Raw genomic sequence first — 14,710 nt, 5'->3', positions numbered from 1 at the left:
AGAGGTGGTCGTCATGAGTGTCTCCGATGAAATCAAGCGTTTGCACGAACTGCACCAGGCCGGCGCGCTGAACGACGCCGAGTACGAGCAGGCCAAGGCCAAGGTGCTAGGCGGCGGCGTCGACTTGAACAAGCCGGCGCCCGGTTCCGACTTCGCCAGCGAGATCGGCGCACTGCGCCGCTCGCGCACCGACCGCTGGCTCGGTGGCGTCTGCGGCGGCCTCGCGAAAGCCTCCGGCATGGAATCGTGGATCTGGCGCCTGGTGTTCGTGCTGTTTACCGTCACCTTCGGCTTCGGCCTGCTGATCTACCTGCTGCTGTGGATTTTCGTCCCCGAAGAATCAATCTAGGAATATCAAACAATGAGCAAACAATTTGACGTCGTCGTCATCGGCGCCGGACCTGGCGGCTACATCGCCGCTATCCGCGCCGCGCAACTGGGTTTTTCCGTCGCCTGCATCGATGAATGGGCCAACGCCAAGGGCGGTCCCGCACCGGGCGGCACCTGCACCAACGTCGGCTGCATCCCGTCCAAGGCGATGCTGCAATCGTCCGAGCATTTCGAGCACGCCGGCCACAGCTTCAAGGAGCACGGCATCGACGTCGCCGGCCTGTCGCTGAACCTGCCGCAGATGTTGAAGCGCAAGGACACCGTCGTCAAGCAGAACAACGAAGGCATCCTGTACCTGTTCAAGAAGAACAAGGTCACCTTCTTCCACGGCCGCGGCGCGTTCGCGGGCAGCGCGGAAGGCGGCTACACGGTCAGCGTCACCGGCGCCAATGCCGAGACCCTGACGGCAAAGCACGTCGTCGTCGCAACCGGTTCGAACGCACGCGAACTGCCGGGCGCCCCGTTCGATGAAAAACTGATCCTGTCGAACACCGGCGCACTGGCGATCGACGCCGTGCCGGCCAAGCTGGGCGTGATCGGCGCCGGCGTGATCGGCCTCGAGATGGGCAGCGTATGGCGCCGCCTCGGTTCCGAAGTCACCGTGCTGGAAGGCCTGCCGACCTTCCTGGGCGCGGTCGACGAGCAGATCGCCAAGGAAGCGCACAAGCTGTTCACCAAGCAGGGCCTGAAGATCAGCCTTGGCTGCAAGATCGGCAAGATCACGCCTGCCGGCGACAAGGTCACCGTGGCGTACGCCGACGCTTCCGGCGCCGAGCAGACCGCCGAATTCGACAAGCTGATCATCTCGATCGGCCGCGTCCCGAACACCAACGGCCTGGGCGCCGAAACGGTCGGCCTGAAGTTGGACGAGCGCGGCTTCATCGCCGTCGACGACGACTGCAAGACCAGCCTGCCGAACGTGTGGGCGGTGGGCGACGTGGTGCGCGGCCCGATGCTGGCGCACAAGGCCGAGGAAGAGGGCGTGGCGGTTGCCGAGCGCATCGCCGGCCAGCACGGCCACGTCAACTTCAACACGGTTCCGTGGGTGATCTACACCTCGCCGGAAATCGCGTGGGTCGGCCAGACCGAGCAGCAGCTGAAAGCCGCCGGCACCGCGTACAAGGCGGGCAGCTTCCCGTTCATGGCGAACGGCCGCGCGCGCGCGCTGGGCGACACCTCCGGCATGGTCAAGGTGCTGGCCGACGCGACGACCGATGAAATCCTCGGCGTTCATATCGTCGGCCCGATGGCGTCCGAGCTGATTTCGGAAGCCGTGGTCGCGATGGAGTTCCGCGCTTCGTCGGAAGACATCGCGCGCATCTGCCACGCTCACCCGTCGCTGTCCGAGTCGACCAAGGAAGCCATGCTTGCCGTCGACAAGCGTTCGCTGAACTTCTGATCAATAACCCCCAGAGCGGGCCGGCCACAAGCCGGCCCGTTTTGCTTTATACCGTAGCCAATGAACGTCCAAGAGTTTTACCAACATTCGCTGGCCCAGCGTGGCTACCAGTCCGACGAGGCGCAGCAGCGCGCGGTGGACCGGCTCCAGCGCGCCTACGACGAATGGGTCGCCTACAAGGACCGCCGCTCATCGAGCTTCAAGCGCCTGATCAACCGGCCGGACGTCCCGCGCGGCGTCTACCTGTGGGGCGGGGTGGGGCGCGGCAAATCGTTTTTGATGGACAGCTTCTACTCGGTGGTGCCGGTGGTGCGCAAGACGCGCCTGCACTTCCACGAATTCATGCGCGGCGTGCACCGCCAGCTCGACGAGCTGAAGGGCGTGGCCGATCCGCTCGACGAAGTCGCGCGCCGCATCGCCAAGAAGTACCGCCTGATCTGCTTCGACGAATTCCACGTCTCAGACATCGCCGATGCGATGATCCTGTATAACCTGCTCACGGCGCTGTTCAACAACGGCGTCTCGTTCATCATGACGTCGAACTACGATCCGGACCTGCTGTACCCGGACGGGCTGCACCGCGACCGCATGCTGCCGACCATCGCGCTGCTGAAGGAAAAGCTCGACGTGCTGAACGTCGACGCCGGCGTCGACTACCGCAAGCGCGCGCTGGAACAGGTCGACTCGTACTACACGCCGCTGGGCGCCGCCTCCGACCAGGCGCTGCGCACCGCGTATTCGAAGATCGCCGAGACCGCGGACGAAGACCCGCGCGTGCACATCGAGCAGCGCGAGATCCGCGCGCTGCGCCGCGCCGGCGGCATCATCTGGTTCGACTTCGCCACCCTGTGCGGCGGCCCGCGTTCGCAGAACGACTACCTCGAAATCGCCAGCCGCTTCCACACCGTGATCCTGTCGGGGATTCCCGCGATGTCGGCCGGGCAGTCGTCCGAGGCGCGCCGCTTCACCTGGCTGGTCGACGTGTTCTACGACCACAAGGTCAAGCTCCTGATGTCGGCCGAAGTCGAGCCCGAGGAGCTGTACACCGAGGGCATGCTGGCGAACGAGTTTCACCGCACCGTCTCGCGTATCATTGAAATGCAGTCGCGCGAGTACATGGAAACGGCGCGCCGCGACGCCGCCGATGCAATTGCCTAACCGGAGAACCAGGACGATGATCAAGCAGCTTTCAGTGTGGATGGTGCTGCTGGCGCTGGCCGGCTGCGCGGGAGTGAAACCGTCGCCGCCGCCGCCGCCGGCGCCCGCGAGCCATTCGGTCGCCGAAGCCCAGGGCAAGCTGGCGAAGGCCGCGCGCGAACGCGCAAGTGCCGAAGCCGAATACGCGGTCAGCGAGCAGCAGTGCTACTCGAAATTCCTCGTCAACAACTGCCTGGACAAGGCGCGCGAGAAGCGCCGCACCGCGCTCGCCGCGCTGCACGCGATCGAGAACGAGGCCGAACGCTATCAGCGCCAGGCCAAGGTCGATGAGCGCGACCGCGAGATGGCAAAGGCCGACGCGGAATTCAAGCAGGAAGAGGCGCGCCAGGCCGCGCTGCCGCCGGCGCCGCCGTACCAGCCGCGGGCGGATGCGCCGCGCAAGCCGCAGCCGGTCGTGGACCGAAGCGCGCAGCATGCGGCCAGAATGAAGCAGATTGCGGAACAGGAGAAAGCGGGCGCCGCCAAGCGTGCGGCCAATGTGGCGGCGTTCGAAAAGCGCAAGGCGGAGTCGGAGCGGCGCCAGCGCGAGATCGAAGAGAAGAAGAAGCAGAAGGCCGAAGAAACGAAATAAGAAAAAGTGTCAGGTCCGGCGGAGCGACGGGGACACCTGGTCCCCATTTTTATCAGACCGCGCGGCCCATCTTCTGGACTTTGTAGACCGGCGATGCCTCTTTCGGCAGCGCCACCAGCTTGACGATCGCCATCGTGCAGTTGCCGCCTTTGCCCTGGGCCCGTTCGCCGGCTTTGTCGATCAGCATCCCGGACGCCTGCCGCGGCGAGTTCTTCGCCAGCACCGCGCCCAGTTCGGCGTCGGTGAAGAAGTGCCACAGGCCGTCGGTGCACAACAGGAAGGAATCGCCCACCTTCAGTCCTTCGTGGCTGCCGATCGCGACGAACGGCTCCTTGCGGCTGTTGCCCAGCACATTGACCAGCAGCTTCGAGTGCCGATGGTTTCGCGCCGCCTCGGCCGGCAAGCGGTCGGTCTCCATCAGGTGGTCGATGTAGCTGGCGTCGCCGGTGCGCGACTTGCATTCGGATTTCTCGAAGCGGTACAGGCGCGAATCGCCCACGTGCGCCCACACCGCCTGGCCCGACGGCGTCAACAGCAGGGCGACGAAGGTGCATTGCTGCTCGTTCTCGATGGCCACCGCATTGAGCTTGATCACCAGGTGGGTCTCGTGGACGATCTCGCGCAGCAGCCCTGACAGGCGTTCGATGCTGGGCGCGTCGCCCGGCTTGAATTCGTCGAACAGCTGCTTGGCCGTGTGCAGCACCTGTTCCGAGGCCGTGGCGCCGCCGGCCACGCCGTCGGCCAGCACGGCGAGCATGTAACCGGGCGCGCGGGCGCCCGAATACACCGCCACCCGGTCGTTCTGCTGGGGGCGGTTTCCGATATGTTGCGCTGTTCCGGCTTCGATCTTGTATGAATTCATATCTATGTTGGCGGCAACCTCTGGGTAGATTAAACTATGCACTGATTCCACCGAATGTTGCAAGCGGTAACTAATTCTTGCGCTCGATTGTATGCCTTTCCCTGCGCTCCCTCGAAAGGTAATTGTAAAAAACTGTTGAGAACAACAAAACTATGCCAGATGTCCAGGAAATCCAGCGCCGCCTGATCGAACTCGACGTGGAACATCGCGACCTCGATGCGGTCATAGATATGCTGGTGCTCGATGGCCATCACGACCAGTTGCAGTTGCGCCGCCTCAAGAAGCGCAAGCTGCAGCTGAAAGACCATATCACCTTGTTGAAAATGCAATTGGTGCCGGATGTTCCGGCCTGATCCGTCTTCGCATCACTGACACTCCATTTTGACCGATTCCAACCAGGCGCCCGGCGAACAGCTTCCCGGCGCCGCTGACAAGGGCGAGCAGCCGGTCGGCAAATACGACGCCGAGATCGACCGCCTGTTTTCCGCCGGCGGCCCGCTCGCGCCCGCCGTCGGCAGCTTCAGCCCGCGCCGCTCGCAGACCGAGATGGCCAAGTCGATCGCCCAGGCCATCGCCGACCAGAAGACCCTGATCGCCGAGGCCGGAACCGGCACCGGCAAGACCTTCGCCTACCTGGTGCCGGCGCTGATGTGGGGCGGCAAAACGATCGTCTCGACCGGCACCAAGAACCTGCAGGACCAGCTGTTCCTGCGCGACATCCCCACCGTGCGCGCCGCCTTGCGCGCGCCGGTGTCGGTCGCGCTGCTCAAGGGCCGCTCGAACTACGTCTGCCACTACAACCTCGAGCGCACCATGCAGAACGGCCGCATGACCTCGCGCGACGACGTCGGCCACCTGCGCGAGATTTCGCGCTTCATCAAGATGACCAGCTCGGGCGACAAGGCCGAACTGTCCAAGGTGCCGGAGAACGCGACGATCTGGAACCTGGTCACCTCGACCCGCGACAACTGCGTCGGCGCCGAGTGCCAGTACTACCAGGACTGCTTCGTCATGAAGGCGCGGCGCGAGGCGCAGCAGGCCGACATGGTGGTGGTCAACCACCACCTGTTCTTCGCCGACGTGGCGCTGAAGGACACCGGCGTGGCCGAGCTTCTGCCGTCGGCCAACACCATCATCTTCGACGAGGCGCACCAGCTGCCGGATACGGCGACGCTGTTCTTCGGCCAGACCGTGTCCACTTCGCAGATCCTCGAACTGTGCCGCGACGTGCTGGCCGAGGGCCTGGCGCACGCGCGCGGCGGGCCTGACTGGGCCAAGGTCGTCACCGCGGTCGAGAAGGCCGCGCGCGACCTGCGCCTGACCTTTTCGCAGGACATCGTGCGCATGTCGCTGGCGCAGATCCCGGCCTCGTCGCCGTTCTTCCCGGCGCTCGACACCGTCAAGGAAAAGCTGGGCGAGATGATCGCCGTGCTGGAAGACCAGTCGGCGCGCGCCGAGACCATCGAGCAGTGCCGCGTGCGCGCGGTCGAACTGGGTCAGTCGCTCGATGGCTGGAAGGCGGACGGCAAGGGCAAGATGGTCGAAGGCGACGACGCCGTGCTGTGGGTCGAAGCCTTCGCCTCGTCGCTGCAGCTGCACAAGACGCCGCTGTCGATCGCGCCGATCTTCAACAACCAGCGCGAAGGCACGCCGCGCAGCTGGATCTTCACGTCGGCGACGCTGGCGGTGAAGAACGACTTCAAGCACTTCACCGAGCAGATGGGACTGGCGGGGGAGGCGGCGCAAACCTGGCCGAGTCCCTTCAACTACGAGCAGCAGGGCATCCTCTACGTGCCGACCGGGCTGCCCGATCCGAACGCGATGGGCTACACCGACGCGGTGATCGACGCCGCGCTGCCGGTGATCGAAGCGGCCGGCGGGCGCACCTTCTTCCTGTGCACGACGATTCGCGCGGTCAAGCACGTGGCCGAGCGGCTGCGCAAGGAGTTCGACGACCGCGGCCTCGAGTACCCGCTGTTCGTGCAGGGCGAGCGCGGGCGCACCGAGCTGCTCGACTCGTTCCGCAACGCCGGCAACGCCGTGCTGGTGGGCAGCCAGAGTTTCTGGGAAGGCGTCGACGTGCGCGGCGACGCGCTGTCGCTGGTCATCATCGACAAGCTGCCGTTCGCGCCGCCCGACGACCCGGTGCTGGCCGCGCGCATCGACGTGATGGAGAAGCAGGGCATGAACGGCTTCATGCACCACACGCTGCCGGAGGCGATCATCAACCTCAAGCAGGGAGCGGGGCGCCTGATCCGCGACGAGACCGACCGCGGCGTGCTGATGATCTGCGATCCGCGGCTGATCAGCAAGTCGTACGGCAAGCGCGTGTGGCAAAGCCTGCCGCCGTTCAAGCGCACGCGCGTCCAGCAGGACGTCATCGACTTCTTCAAGCCGCCGGCCGGGGCCTGAGCCGCGGCTTGAAGCCTGGGGTCAGGCCCGGCGGACCTGGCCCCGTCTTTGTCGACGGCTACGGCACGATCACCACTTTGCCGGTGACCTTGCGCGCCGCCATGTCGTTCAGCGCCAGGTGCGTATCGGCCAGCGCATACCGGTTCGAAATCAGCGGCCGGATTTTGCCTTCGCCCAGCCACCCGAGCAGCTCGTGCATCGCCGCCAGGTTCGCCTTCGGCTCCTTGCGCACGAAATCTCCCCAGAACACCCCGACCACCGACGCGCCTTTCAGCAGCATCAGGTTGAACGGCAGCTTCGGGATCTCGCCGTTGGCAAACCCAACCACCAGGTAACGCCCGCGCCAAGCGATCGAGCGGAACGCCGGCTCCGCATACTGTCCTCCAACCGGATCGTAGATCACGTCCGGCCCCTTGCCGCCGGTGGCCTGCTTGATCGCTTCGCGCAGATCCTCGGTGGTGTAATTGATGGTCGCGTCGGCGCCGTGCGCGCGGCACACCGCCAGCTTCTCCTCGCTCGACGCGGCCGCGATCACGCGCGCGCCCAGCGCCTTGCCGATCTCGATCGCCGCCAGCCCGACGCCGCCGGCCGCGCCCAGCACCAGCATGGTCTCGCCGGCCTTCAGCGCCGCGCGGTCCACCACCGCGTGGTGCGAGGTGCCGTAGGTGAGGGTGATCGCCGCCGCGGTGTCGAAGTCCATCCCCGGCGGCATCGGCATCACCATCTGCGCCGGCGCCGCCACCTGCTCGGCGAACGCGCCCTGCTGCGTGAAGGCGATTACTTTGTCGCCGGCCTTGAGGTGCGAAACTCCGTCGCCCACCGCGCGCACCACGCCGGCCAGCTCGTTGCCCGGCGTGAACGGCAACTCCGGCCTGACCTGGTACTTGCCCTGGATGATCAGCACGTCCGGAAAATTCACCCCGGCCGCCTTGACGTCGATGACCACCTGGCCCGGCGCCGCCCGCAGGTCCGGCAATTCCTGCACTTCCAATGTGTCAGGCAATCCCCACGCTTTGCATACCACCGCTTTCATCGCCGTCTCCGCTTGTGATGTTGAAAAAGTACGATCGTTTGATTTTTCATTATGCCCGCTCCCGGCCATTTGCGCCGACGCAAAGTGACAATGGACGAGCTTGATACAGTCGTCCGAGCGCAGTTGGCACTATTTGTTCACGGGAGGTCGATATGGGAATTCGCTACGGCTGTTTCTTCAGTTACGCCCACGGCAAATACGACCTGATGAACCGCTTCAAGACCGCGCTGGCCGACGCGCTGCGCTGCTACCTCGAGCCGCATTTCGACCGCGAGGACGAACTGTTCGTCGACCACGAGCAGCTCGGCGGCGGCGACGACATCGACCGCAAGATCGCGCGCGCGATGTGCGAAAGCGTGGCCATGATCATGATCTACACGCCGAAGTACGAGGCCCATCCCTACACCCGCCGCGAGTACGCCGGCATGGTGCAGCTGGAACAGGAGCGGCGCCGCTACTACGACTTGCCGAGCCACCTGATCATCCCGGTGGTGATGACGCGCCACCCCGACGGCCTGCCGGCGCAGATCACCGAGTCCGGCATGTACGTCGACTTCTCGCGTTTCACGATGGCCACGCCGGACCTCAAGTCGAACATGGATTTTCTTCCCGATATCGAGAAGATCGTCGAACGCATCGTGCAGCACTACCAAATTCTAAAAAAATGCTCGCTGACCGGACACGATTGCAACCAATTCGTGCTTCCCGGTGTCCCACCTGAATGGCGTGACATCCCGGAAGTCTCGTTCCCAAAAAAATAAAAGGAGTCCTATGGAAATCAACCGCATTACCCTGCCGCCGATACCCGCTCCCGGCGACGTGACCACCTTCTATTCGTTCGAGAGCGGAACGGCGCGCAGCGGCGCGCTGGCCAACATGGCCGTGCTGCTGGCCGGCGGCAACAACGCCACCGTGCCGGTGCTGATGATCGACTGGGACACCGAGTCGCCCGGCCTGCATCACGCCTTCGGCGGCGACGCCGGTCGTCCCGGCCTGCTGGAATATTTCGCGGCCCTGCGCGAGCACCTCGACATGCTGGTGCGCAGCCAGGCCGAATGCGCCGGCGACGATGTGCGCCTGGCGCGCGCCGTGCTCGAAGCGATTGACTGGATGCCCTACGTGGAGCGGGTCGACCAGAGCCGCCCGCTGTACCTGATGCGCGCCGGGCGCTTCGACGACACCTATGGCGAGCGCGCCGACGCGATGGATTGGGATGGCCTGTTCGCCGCCTGCCCGGCCTTGTTCCGCAGCTTTGGCGAACACATGGCGCTCCGCTTCCGGCACGTGCTGGTCGACGCGCGCAGCGGCCGCTCGGCCGCCGTCAGCATCTGCACCACGCTGTTGCCGCGCAAGCTGGTGGGCTTGTTCACGCCCAGCCAGCGCAGCCTCGACGGCCTGTGCGGCGCGGTCCAGCGCGCCATCGAATACCGTTGCAGCCACGAAGACGAACAGCGTCCGCTGCTGCTCTACCCGCTGCCGTGCTCGATCGACAGCGCCGACAGCGAGCGCCGCCTGCAGTGGCGCCGCGGCGACGCGGTCAAGGGCGGCGGCTACCAGAGCGCGCTGGAAAAGCTGCTGCGCGAGTCCTACGGCGTCAGCAAGATATCGCTCGACAGCTACCTCGACGAAGTGCAGCTGCAGCAAACCAACGCCATGGCCGGCGGCGACCGCCTGGCCGAAAGCGCCGGCCGCGAGGGCGACCGCTTTTCGCTGGCGCGCACCTTCGAGACCTTGCTCGACTGGGTGGCCGAGGGCCATTTCCCGTGGCAGTCGCACGCCGAGGTGGGGCTGCTGGGGCGCGTCGCGGCCGCGCGCGCGCTGTCGGCCGACGGCATTTCCACCGCGGTGTCGGTGCCGCTGGCCGGCGACCTGCGCCGCCTGGGCGAACTGTATCGGCGCCAGGGCAGGGAGCGGCAGGCGCAGGAATGCTTCAAGGAGAGCATGCAATTGCGCGAGCGCCTGCTCGGCCAGGACCACGCCGACACCCGCGCCAGCCGCGCCAGCCTGGCCTGCGTCCTGCGCCAGACCGGTAAGCTGCACGAAGCCAAATTCCTCTACGAGCTGCTGGAACACGACTGCCGGCGCCTGCTCGGCGACGATCATCCCGAGACGCTTTCGGTGCGCGGCGAACTGGCCGCCACGCTCGCCGACCTTGGCGACTTCGCCGCCGCGCTCGCACTGCACGAAGAACTCGACGCCGCCTGGGAGCAGCGCTTCGGACCGGACCACGCAATGACCCTGGCCAGCCTCGACGCCCACGCGGGCACGCTGGCGCGCGCCGGCAAGCTCACGCTCGCGCGCATGAAATACGAACGCGTGCTGGTGGGGCGCGAACGCCTGCTCGGGGCCGAGCACGACGACACCCTGCGCTGCACCCAGCAGCTGGCGCTGGTGCTGCGGCGCCTGGGCGACCTCGCCAACGGGCGCAAGCTGCAGGAGGGCGTGGTGCGGGCGCGCGAGCGCCACGCCGGCGCCGACCATCCCGACACCTTGCAGGCGCTGGAAACGCTGGCCGACATGTTGGCCGACCAGTGCGACGTCAAGGGCGTGCAGGAAGTCGACGCCGCGCTGGCGCGTTCCTACCGGCGCCGTTTCGGCGTCGAGCCGCCGGAGGCGGCCAGCGTCGAGCGGCGCCTGGCCGCGCGGCTGGGGCGGCAGGGCGAATCGGCGCCAGGGGGAGGGGCGCGCATGCAGGCGGCGCTGTCGGCCGGCCCGCACGAAGCCGAAACCGGTCCGGCGGCGGTGCGCCAGCCGTTTCGCGACCTGCGCGGCGCCGATTCCGACGGCCTCGCACTGCAGCTGGCCGAACTGGAGCACCTGATCGACAACCAGAACCAGGCCGAAGCGCGCGAACTGGCCGACAGCCTGCGCAAGGTCGTGCTGCGGCCCAGCGTGGCGCCGCGATTGCGGCGGCGCGGCGCCGCCCTGATCCGCCAGGTGTACGACATGCAGGGCGACAAGGACGCGCGCATCGCGTTCGGCGAAGCCGAGGTCGAGTCGCTGGAAGGCGCGCTGGAGGCCAGGGGCGGGTAGCAGCTGGATGATTCATGCGCCGCCGCCCAAGATCTTGGGCCAGGTCCGGCGGAGCGACGGGGACGCCTAGTCCCCGGGTTTGTCGCCGCCGCGTGCCATCCCCCAATGTTTACGGCGAAGGCGCCGATGCGGCCGCAGGTTCAGGTAAAATTGCCGCATGAGAATACTTATCAGCAATGACGACGGCTATCTCGCCCCCGGCATCAACGCATTGGCCGAGGCGCTCGCCGCGGTGGCCGACATCGTGGTGGTCGCTCCCGACAGCAACCGCTCGGGCGCGTCGAATTCTCTGTCGCTCGACCGCCCCCTGTCCGTGACCCAGGCCGCCAACGGTTTCTATTTCGTCAACGGCACCCCCACCGACTGCGTCCACGTGGCCCTGACCGGCATGCTCGACTACCGGCCCGACCTGGTCGTCTCCGGCATCAACAACGGCCCCAACATGGGCGACGACACCCTGTATTCCGGCACCGTCGCCGCCGCCACCGAAGGTTTCCTGTTCGGCATCCCGGCGATCGCCTTCTCGCAGGCCGAGCACGGCTGGGCCCACCTCGACGCCGCGGCCCGTGTCGCGCGCGAGATCGTGCTGCGCCGCTTCGACGCGCTGCAATCGCCGTGGCTGCTGAACGTGAATATCCCGTGCCTGCCCTACGAGCAGCTGGGCAAAGTCAGCGCGACCCGCCTCGGCCGGCGCCACCAGGCCGAGCCGGTGATCCGCGCGCAGGACCCGCGCGGGCGCGAAATTTTCTGGATCGGCCCGCCGGGCGCGACCAAAGATGCCGGCGAAGGCACCGATTTCCACGCCACCGCCAACGGTTTCGTCTCGATCACCCCCTTGCAGGTCGACCTGACCCACAAGACCCAGCTGGCCCAACTGGCCGGGGACCTGGCATGAAAGAAAAGAGCAGCACCTTCCCCTTGCCGCTGTCCTCGGTGACCGGGGCCGCCGAGCGCAAGCGCGAGACCTACGGGCCGCCCGGCGCTCCCGCGGCGCGCGTGGCCACGCCGCAGACCGCGACCCGCAACGCCGTCGGCACGCCGTACGTGGCGCCGAAGGCCAGCGCGGCGCCGTCGAAGTCGCACAGCGACGCCCTCCAGCGCGCCCAGCCGGCGGCGCCGAGCGCGCCGCGTCCGGACCTGATGGTGTCGGACGCGATCCGCCGCGCCATGGTGCTGCGGGTGGCCAAACAGGGCGTGCAGGACCGGGTGGTGCTGGGCGCGCTGGAAACCGTGCCGCGCCACGCCTTCATCGAGCAGGCGCTGTCGGCCCAGGCCTACATCGACGCCTCGCTGCCGATCGGCCACAACCAGACCATTTCCCAGCCCTACATCGTGGCGCGCATGATCGAGGTGATGCGCAACGGCGGCCAGCTCAGGCGCGTGCTCGAGATCGGCACCGGCTGCGGCTACCAGGCCGCGGTGCTGGCCTGCGTCGCCCAGGAGGTGTATTCGATCGAGCGGATCAAGCCGCTGCACGAGCTCGCCAAGGCCAATTTGCGCCCCCTGCGCATCGCTAACCTGCGCTTGCACTACGGAGATGGTATGCTTGGCCTGCCGCAGGTCGCCCCTTTCGACGGTATCATTCTGGCCGCAGCCGGCCTCGAAGTGCCGCGCGCCCTGCTCGAACAACTCGCCATCGGCGGCCGGCTGGTCGCGCCGGTCGGCGCGCAGGTGCAGCACCTGCAACTGATTACCCGCACCGGCAAGGCTGAATGGATGAGTGAAACGCTGGAAGGCTGCCACTTCGTGCCGCTGCGTCCGGGCACCGTCTGAGCCCGCTCCGAGAAAGTCGAACCGAATAAATATGAGAATGAAACAAACACGTCCCTTCGCACTCCTGATCCTCACCGTTGGCCTGCTCAGCGCCTGCAGCACCGCGAGCCGGCGCGCGCCGATCGTCGACCGCGCGCCGCCGCCGGTCGCGACACGGCCCGCCGCCCCGGTGCTCGTCGAAGAACCGAAAGAGGAAGCGCGCGGCAACTACATCGTCAAGCGCGGCGACACCCTGCTGCGCATCGCGCTCGACCACGGCCTGAACTACCGCGACGTGGTGGCCTGGAACCGCCTGGCCAACCCGGACGACATCAAGGTCGACCAGGTGCTGCGCCTGAGCGCGCCCGAGCACGTGGCCGGCGCCATGCAGACCAACCCGGTGCCGATGCCGGAAGTGCGTCCCGCCCCGCCGAAGAAGACCGGCCCGCGCGGCGACAAGAAACCCTACACCGACGGCGCGCTGGCCGATGCGAAGAAGGACGACGACGGCAAGCCGGACGCGCCGAAGGTCGAGAAGGCCGCTGTCGTCAATCCCGCGCCCGCCGTCTCGCCAGGCAGCGTGGTGCGCGCCGACGACGACGAGAGGCTGAGCTGGATGTGGCCGTCCGACGGCAAGATCGTCGCCACTTTCGATGAAGGCAAGAACAAGGGCATCGACATCGCAGGCAAGCCCGGCCAGCAGGTGATGGCCGCCGGCGCCGGAAAAGTCATGTACGCGGGCTCCGGCATCCGCGGATATGGTAATCTAGTCATCGTCAAGCATAGCAACAGCTTGCTGTCGGCCTATGCCCACAATCGCACCATCGTGGTCAAGGAAGGCCAGACCGTCAACAAGGGAGAGAAGATCGCCGAAATGGGCGATTCCGATTCCGATTCGGTCAAGCTGCACTTTGAAATACGCCAGCAGGGCAAGCCGGTCGATCCGTCGAGGTTCCTGCCAAACCGTTAAAGTCGATGCGATGAAGCGCCCATGACACATCCGCCGCACCAGCTGGAAGAGGACTCGGGCCCGGACGATTTTCCGGATGGGCCGCTGGACGACACCATGAGCGATCCGGACGACGCGGCCGAGTCGGACGAGCAGGTCGCGCCGCAGCCGGACGTGGTGCTGGCCACCGTCGACGAACTGAAAAAGGTGCTCGCGGCCGAGCTGTCGACCGACACCACCCAGCATTACCTGAACCAGATCGGCACCCGCCCGCTGTTGACCGCGCCGCAGGAAGTCCACTTCGCCACCCTGGCCAAGGCCGGCGACTTTGCCGCGCGCCAGACCATGATCGAGCACAACCTGCGGCTGGTGGTGTCGATCGCCAAGCACTATATCAACCGCGGCGTGGTCCTGCTCGACATGATCGAGGAGGGCAACATCGGCCTGATGCGCGCAATCGACAAGTTCGAGCCCGAGCGCGGCTTCCGCTTCTCCACCTACGCCACCTGGTGGATCCGCCAGAGCATCGAGCGCGCCATCATGAACCAGGCCCGCACGGTGCGCCTGCCGGTGCACATGGTGCGCGAGCTGAACCAGGTGCTGCGCGCCAAATACCACCTCGAAGCCCAGCACCACAACGGCAAGGACGCCACTGCCGAGGACATCGCCCACCTGGTCAGCCGGCCGGTCGAGGAAGTGCAGGACATCCTCGCGCTGTCCGAGCACGCCACCTCGCTCGACGCCCCGCTCGACAACGATCCCCAGTCCAGCCTGATGGACATGCTGCCGGGCGAAGCCGACGACAGCCCCGACGCCCGCGCCGAGCACCACGAAATGACCATGCTGGTGCGCGATTGGCTGACCAAGCTGCCGGACAAGCAGCGGATCGTCGTGATGCGCCGTTTCGGCCTCGACAACGACGATCCGGCCACGCTGGAAACGCTGGCCGAAGAGATGGGCGTGACGCGCGAGCGGGTGCGCCAGATCCAGCAGGAAGCGCTGGTCAAGCTGAAGCGGGCCATGGCCGCCCGTGGCGTGGTGCGCGATTCCTTGTTATGATGCGCCCGGGCCGAACGGCCCGCACCGACACC

14 protein-coding genes are annotated in these 14,710 nt (G+C 66.6%); 12 read left to right on the top strand and 2 right to left on the bottom strand.

Going from position 1 to position 14,710, the window contains the following annotated elements:
- The first annotated feature begins 13 nt into the window (after positions 1 to 13).
- From AC1D02_RS06355 to AC1D02_RS06340, 4 genes are read left to right on the top strand one after another with little or no spacing between them, the layout of a single operon-like run.
- Positions 14 to 349: a PspC domain-containing protein gene (locus AC1D02_RS06355; protein WP_477314847.1), complete on the top strand. Its 336-nt coding sequence runs from the start codon at positions 14 to 16 to the stop codon at positions 347 to 349.
- Between the two features lie 12 nt (positions 350 to 361).
- On the top strand, positions 362 to 1,789 hold the full coding sequence (gene lpdA, locus AC1D02_RS06350) for a dihydrolipoyl dehydrogenase (RefSeq protein ID WP_477314845.1): 1,428 nt from the start codon (positions 362 to 364) through the stop codon (positions 1,787 to 1,789).
- A gap of 60 nt (positions 1,790 to 1,849) precedes the next feature.
- Positions 1,850 to 2,947 (top strand): cell division protein ZapE, encoded by a 1,098-nt coding sequence (zapE, locus tag AC1D02_RS06345; RefSeq protein ID WP_477314843.1) that lies wholly within the window; start codon positions 1,850 to 1,852, stop codon positions 2,945 to 2,947.
- Positions 2,948 to 2,963: 16 nt separating this feature from the next.
- The gene (locus tag AC1D02_RS06340; RefSeq protein WP_477314841.1) at positions 2,964 to 3,578 is read left to right on the top strand and encodes a hypothetical protein; all 615 of its coding nucleotides are present in this window, start codon (positions 2,964 to 2,966) and stop codon (positions 3,576 to 3,578) included.
- A gap of 52 nt (positions 3,579 to 3,630) precedes the next feature.
- Here the strand turns inward: AC1D02_RS06340 and AC1D02_RS06335 are convergent, their stop codons facing one another.
- Entirely contained in the window at positions 3,631 to 4,440 is an 810-nt protein-coding gene (locus tag AC1D02_RS06335) for a PP2C family protein-serine/threonine phosphatase (RefSeq protein WP_477314839.1), read from the bottom strand.
- Positions 4,441 to 4,592: 152 nt separating this feature from the next.
- On the opposite strand from AC1D02_RS06335, the gene AC1D02_RS06330 reads away from it, so the two are divergent.
- Together AC1D02_RS06330 and AC1D02_RS06325 are read left to right on the top strand one after the other, a co-directional pair.
- On the top strand, positions 4,593 to 4,793 hold the full coding sequence (locus tag AC1D02_RS06330) for a YdcH family protein (protein ID WP_477314837.1): 201 nt from the start codon (positions 4,593 to 4,595) through the stop codon (positions 4,791 to 4,793).
- 28 nt (positions 4,794 to 4,821) lie between these two features.
- On the top strand, positions 4,822 to 6,852 hold the full coding sequence (locus AC1D02_RS06325; RefSeq protein WP_477314835.1) for an ATP-dependent DNA helicase: 2,031 nt from the start codon (positions 4,822 to 4,824) through the stop codon (positions 6,850 to 6,852).
- Between the two features lie 58 nt (positions 6,853 to 6,910).
- Here the strand turns inward: AC1D02_RS06325 and AC1D02_RS06320 are convergent, their stop codons facing one another.
- Complete coding sequence (locus tag AC1D02_RS06320; RefSeq protein WP_477314833.1) at positions 6,911 to 7,885, bottom strand: NADPH:quinone oxidoreductase family protein; 975 nt, start codon at positions 7,883 to 7,885, stop codon at positions 6,911 to 6,913.
- Between the two features lie 152 nt (positions 7,886 to 8,037).
- Between AC1D02_RS06320 and AC1D02_RS06315 the strand changes: the two genes are divergently transcribed.
- From AC1D02_RS06315 to rpoS, 6 genes are all read left to right on the top strand, one after another.
- On the top strand, positions 8,038 to 8,646 hold the full coding sequence (locus tag AC1D02_RS06315; protein ID WP_477314831.1) for a toll/interleukin-1 receptor domain-containing protein: 609 nt from the start codon (positions 8,038 to 8,040) through the stop codon (positions 8,644 to 8,646).
- A gap of 10 nt (positions 8,647 to 8,656) precedes the next feature.
- The gene (locus tag AC1D02_RS06310) at positions 8,657 to 10,918 is read left to right on the top strand and encodes a tetratricopeptide repeat protein (protein WP_477314829.1); all 2,262 of its coding nucleotides are present in this window, start codon (positions 8,657 to 8,659) and stop codon (positions 10,916 to 10,918) included.
- 157 nt (positions 10,919 to 11,075) lie between these two features.
- Positions 11,076 to 11,813: a 5'/3'-nucleotidase SurE gene (gene surE, locus AC1D02_RS06305; protein ID WP_477314827.1), complete on the top strand. Its 738-nt coding sequence runs from the start codon at positions 11,076 to 11,078 to the stop codon at positions 11,811 to 11,813.
- Positions 11,810 to 12,691 carry a protein-L-isoaspartate(D-aspartate) O-methyltransferase gene (locus AC1D02_RS06300; RefSeq protein ID WP_477314825.1) on the top strand — a complete coding sequence of 294 codons (882 nt, stop codon included), beginning with the start codon at positions 11,810 to 11,812 and terminating at the stop codon, positions 12,689 to 12,691. Before surE ends, AC1D02_RS06300 begins: the two co-directional genes overlap by 4 nt.
- A 37-nt stretch (positions 12,692 to 12,728) precedes the next feature.
- Positions 12,729 to 13,640 (top strand): peptidoglycan DD-metalloendopeptidase family protein, encoded by a 912-nt coding sequence (locus AC1D02_RS06295; protein ID WP_477314823.1) that lies wholly within the window; start codon positions 12,729 to 12,731, stop codon positions 13,638 to 13,640.
- 21 nt (positions 13,641 to 13,661) lie between these two features.
- Positions 13,662 to 14,678: an RNA polymerase sigma factor RpoS gene (gene rpoS, locus AC1D02_RS06290; RefSeq protein ID WP_477314821.1), complete on the top strand. Its 1,017-nt coding sequence runs from the start codon at positions 13,662 to 13,664 to the stop codon at positions 14,676 to 14,678.
- Positions 14,679 to 14,710 lie beyond the last annotated feature (32 nt).

This window comes from Massilia sp. P1_C10 (assembly GCF_056406475.1).
Note: the sequence above shows the minus strand (reverse complement) of the source record. Positions and strands in the feature narration are given on the sequence as shown.

What these genes read in the sequence shown, in the direction of transcription:
- lpdA (WP_477314845.1), top strand. Translation starts at nt 362, where the DNA reads ATGAGCAAACAATTTGACGTCGTCGTCATCGGCGCCGGACCTGGCGGC.
- AC1D02_RS06330 (WP_477314837.1), top strand. Translation starts at nt 4,593, where the DNA reads ATGCCAGATGTCCAGGAAATCCAGCGCCGCCTGATCGAACTCGACGTG.
- surE (WP_477314827.1), top strand. Translation starts at nt 11,076, where the DNA reads ATGAGAATACTTATCAGCAATGACGACGGCTATCTCGCCCCCGGCATC.
- AC1D02_RS06335 (WP_477314839.1), bottom strand. Translation starts at nt 4,440, where the DNA reads ATGAATTCATACAAGATCGAAGCCGGAACAGCGCAACATATCGGAAAC.
- AC1D02_RS06300 (WP_477314825.1), top strand. Translation starts at nt 11,810, where the DNA reads ATGAAAGAAAAGAGCAGCACCTTCCCCTTGCCGCTGTCCTCGGTGACC.
- zapE (WP_477314843.1), top strand. Translation starts at nt 1,850, where the DNA reads ATGAACGTCCAAGAGTTTTACCAACATTCGCTGGCCCAGCGTGGCTAC.
- AC1D02_RS06295 (WP_477314823.1), top strand. Translation starts at nt 12,729, where the DNA reads ATGAAACAAACACGTCCCTTCGCACTCCTGATCCTCACCGTTGGCCTG.
- rpoS (WP_477314821.1), top strand. Translation starts at nt 13,662, where the DNA reads ATGACACATCCGCCGCACCAGCTGGAAGAGGACTCGGGCCCGGACGAT.
- AC1D02_RS06340 (WP_477314841.1), top strand. Translation starts at nt 2,964, where the DNA reads ATGATCAAGCAGCTTTCAGTGTGGATGGTGCTGCTGGCGCTGGCCGGC.
- AC1D02_RS06310 (WP_477314829.1), top strand. Translation starts at nt 8,657, where the DNA reads ATGGAAATCAACCGCATTACCCTGCCGCCGATACCCGCTCCCGGCGAC.
- AC1D02_RS06355 (WP_477314847.1), top strand. Translation starts at nt 14, where the DNA reads ATGAGTGTCTCCGATGAAATCAAGCGTTTGCACGAACTGCACCAGGCC.
- AC1D02_RS06315 (WP_477314831.1), top strand. Translation starts at nt 8,038, where the DNA reads ATGGGAATTCGCTACGGCTGTTTCTTCAGTTACGCCCACGGCAAATAC.
- AC1D02_RS06320 (WP_477314833.1), bottom strand. Translation starts at nt 7,885, where the DNA reads ATGAAAGCGGTGGTATGCAAAGCGTGGGGATTGCCTGACACATTGGAA.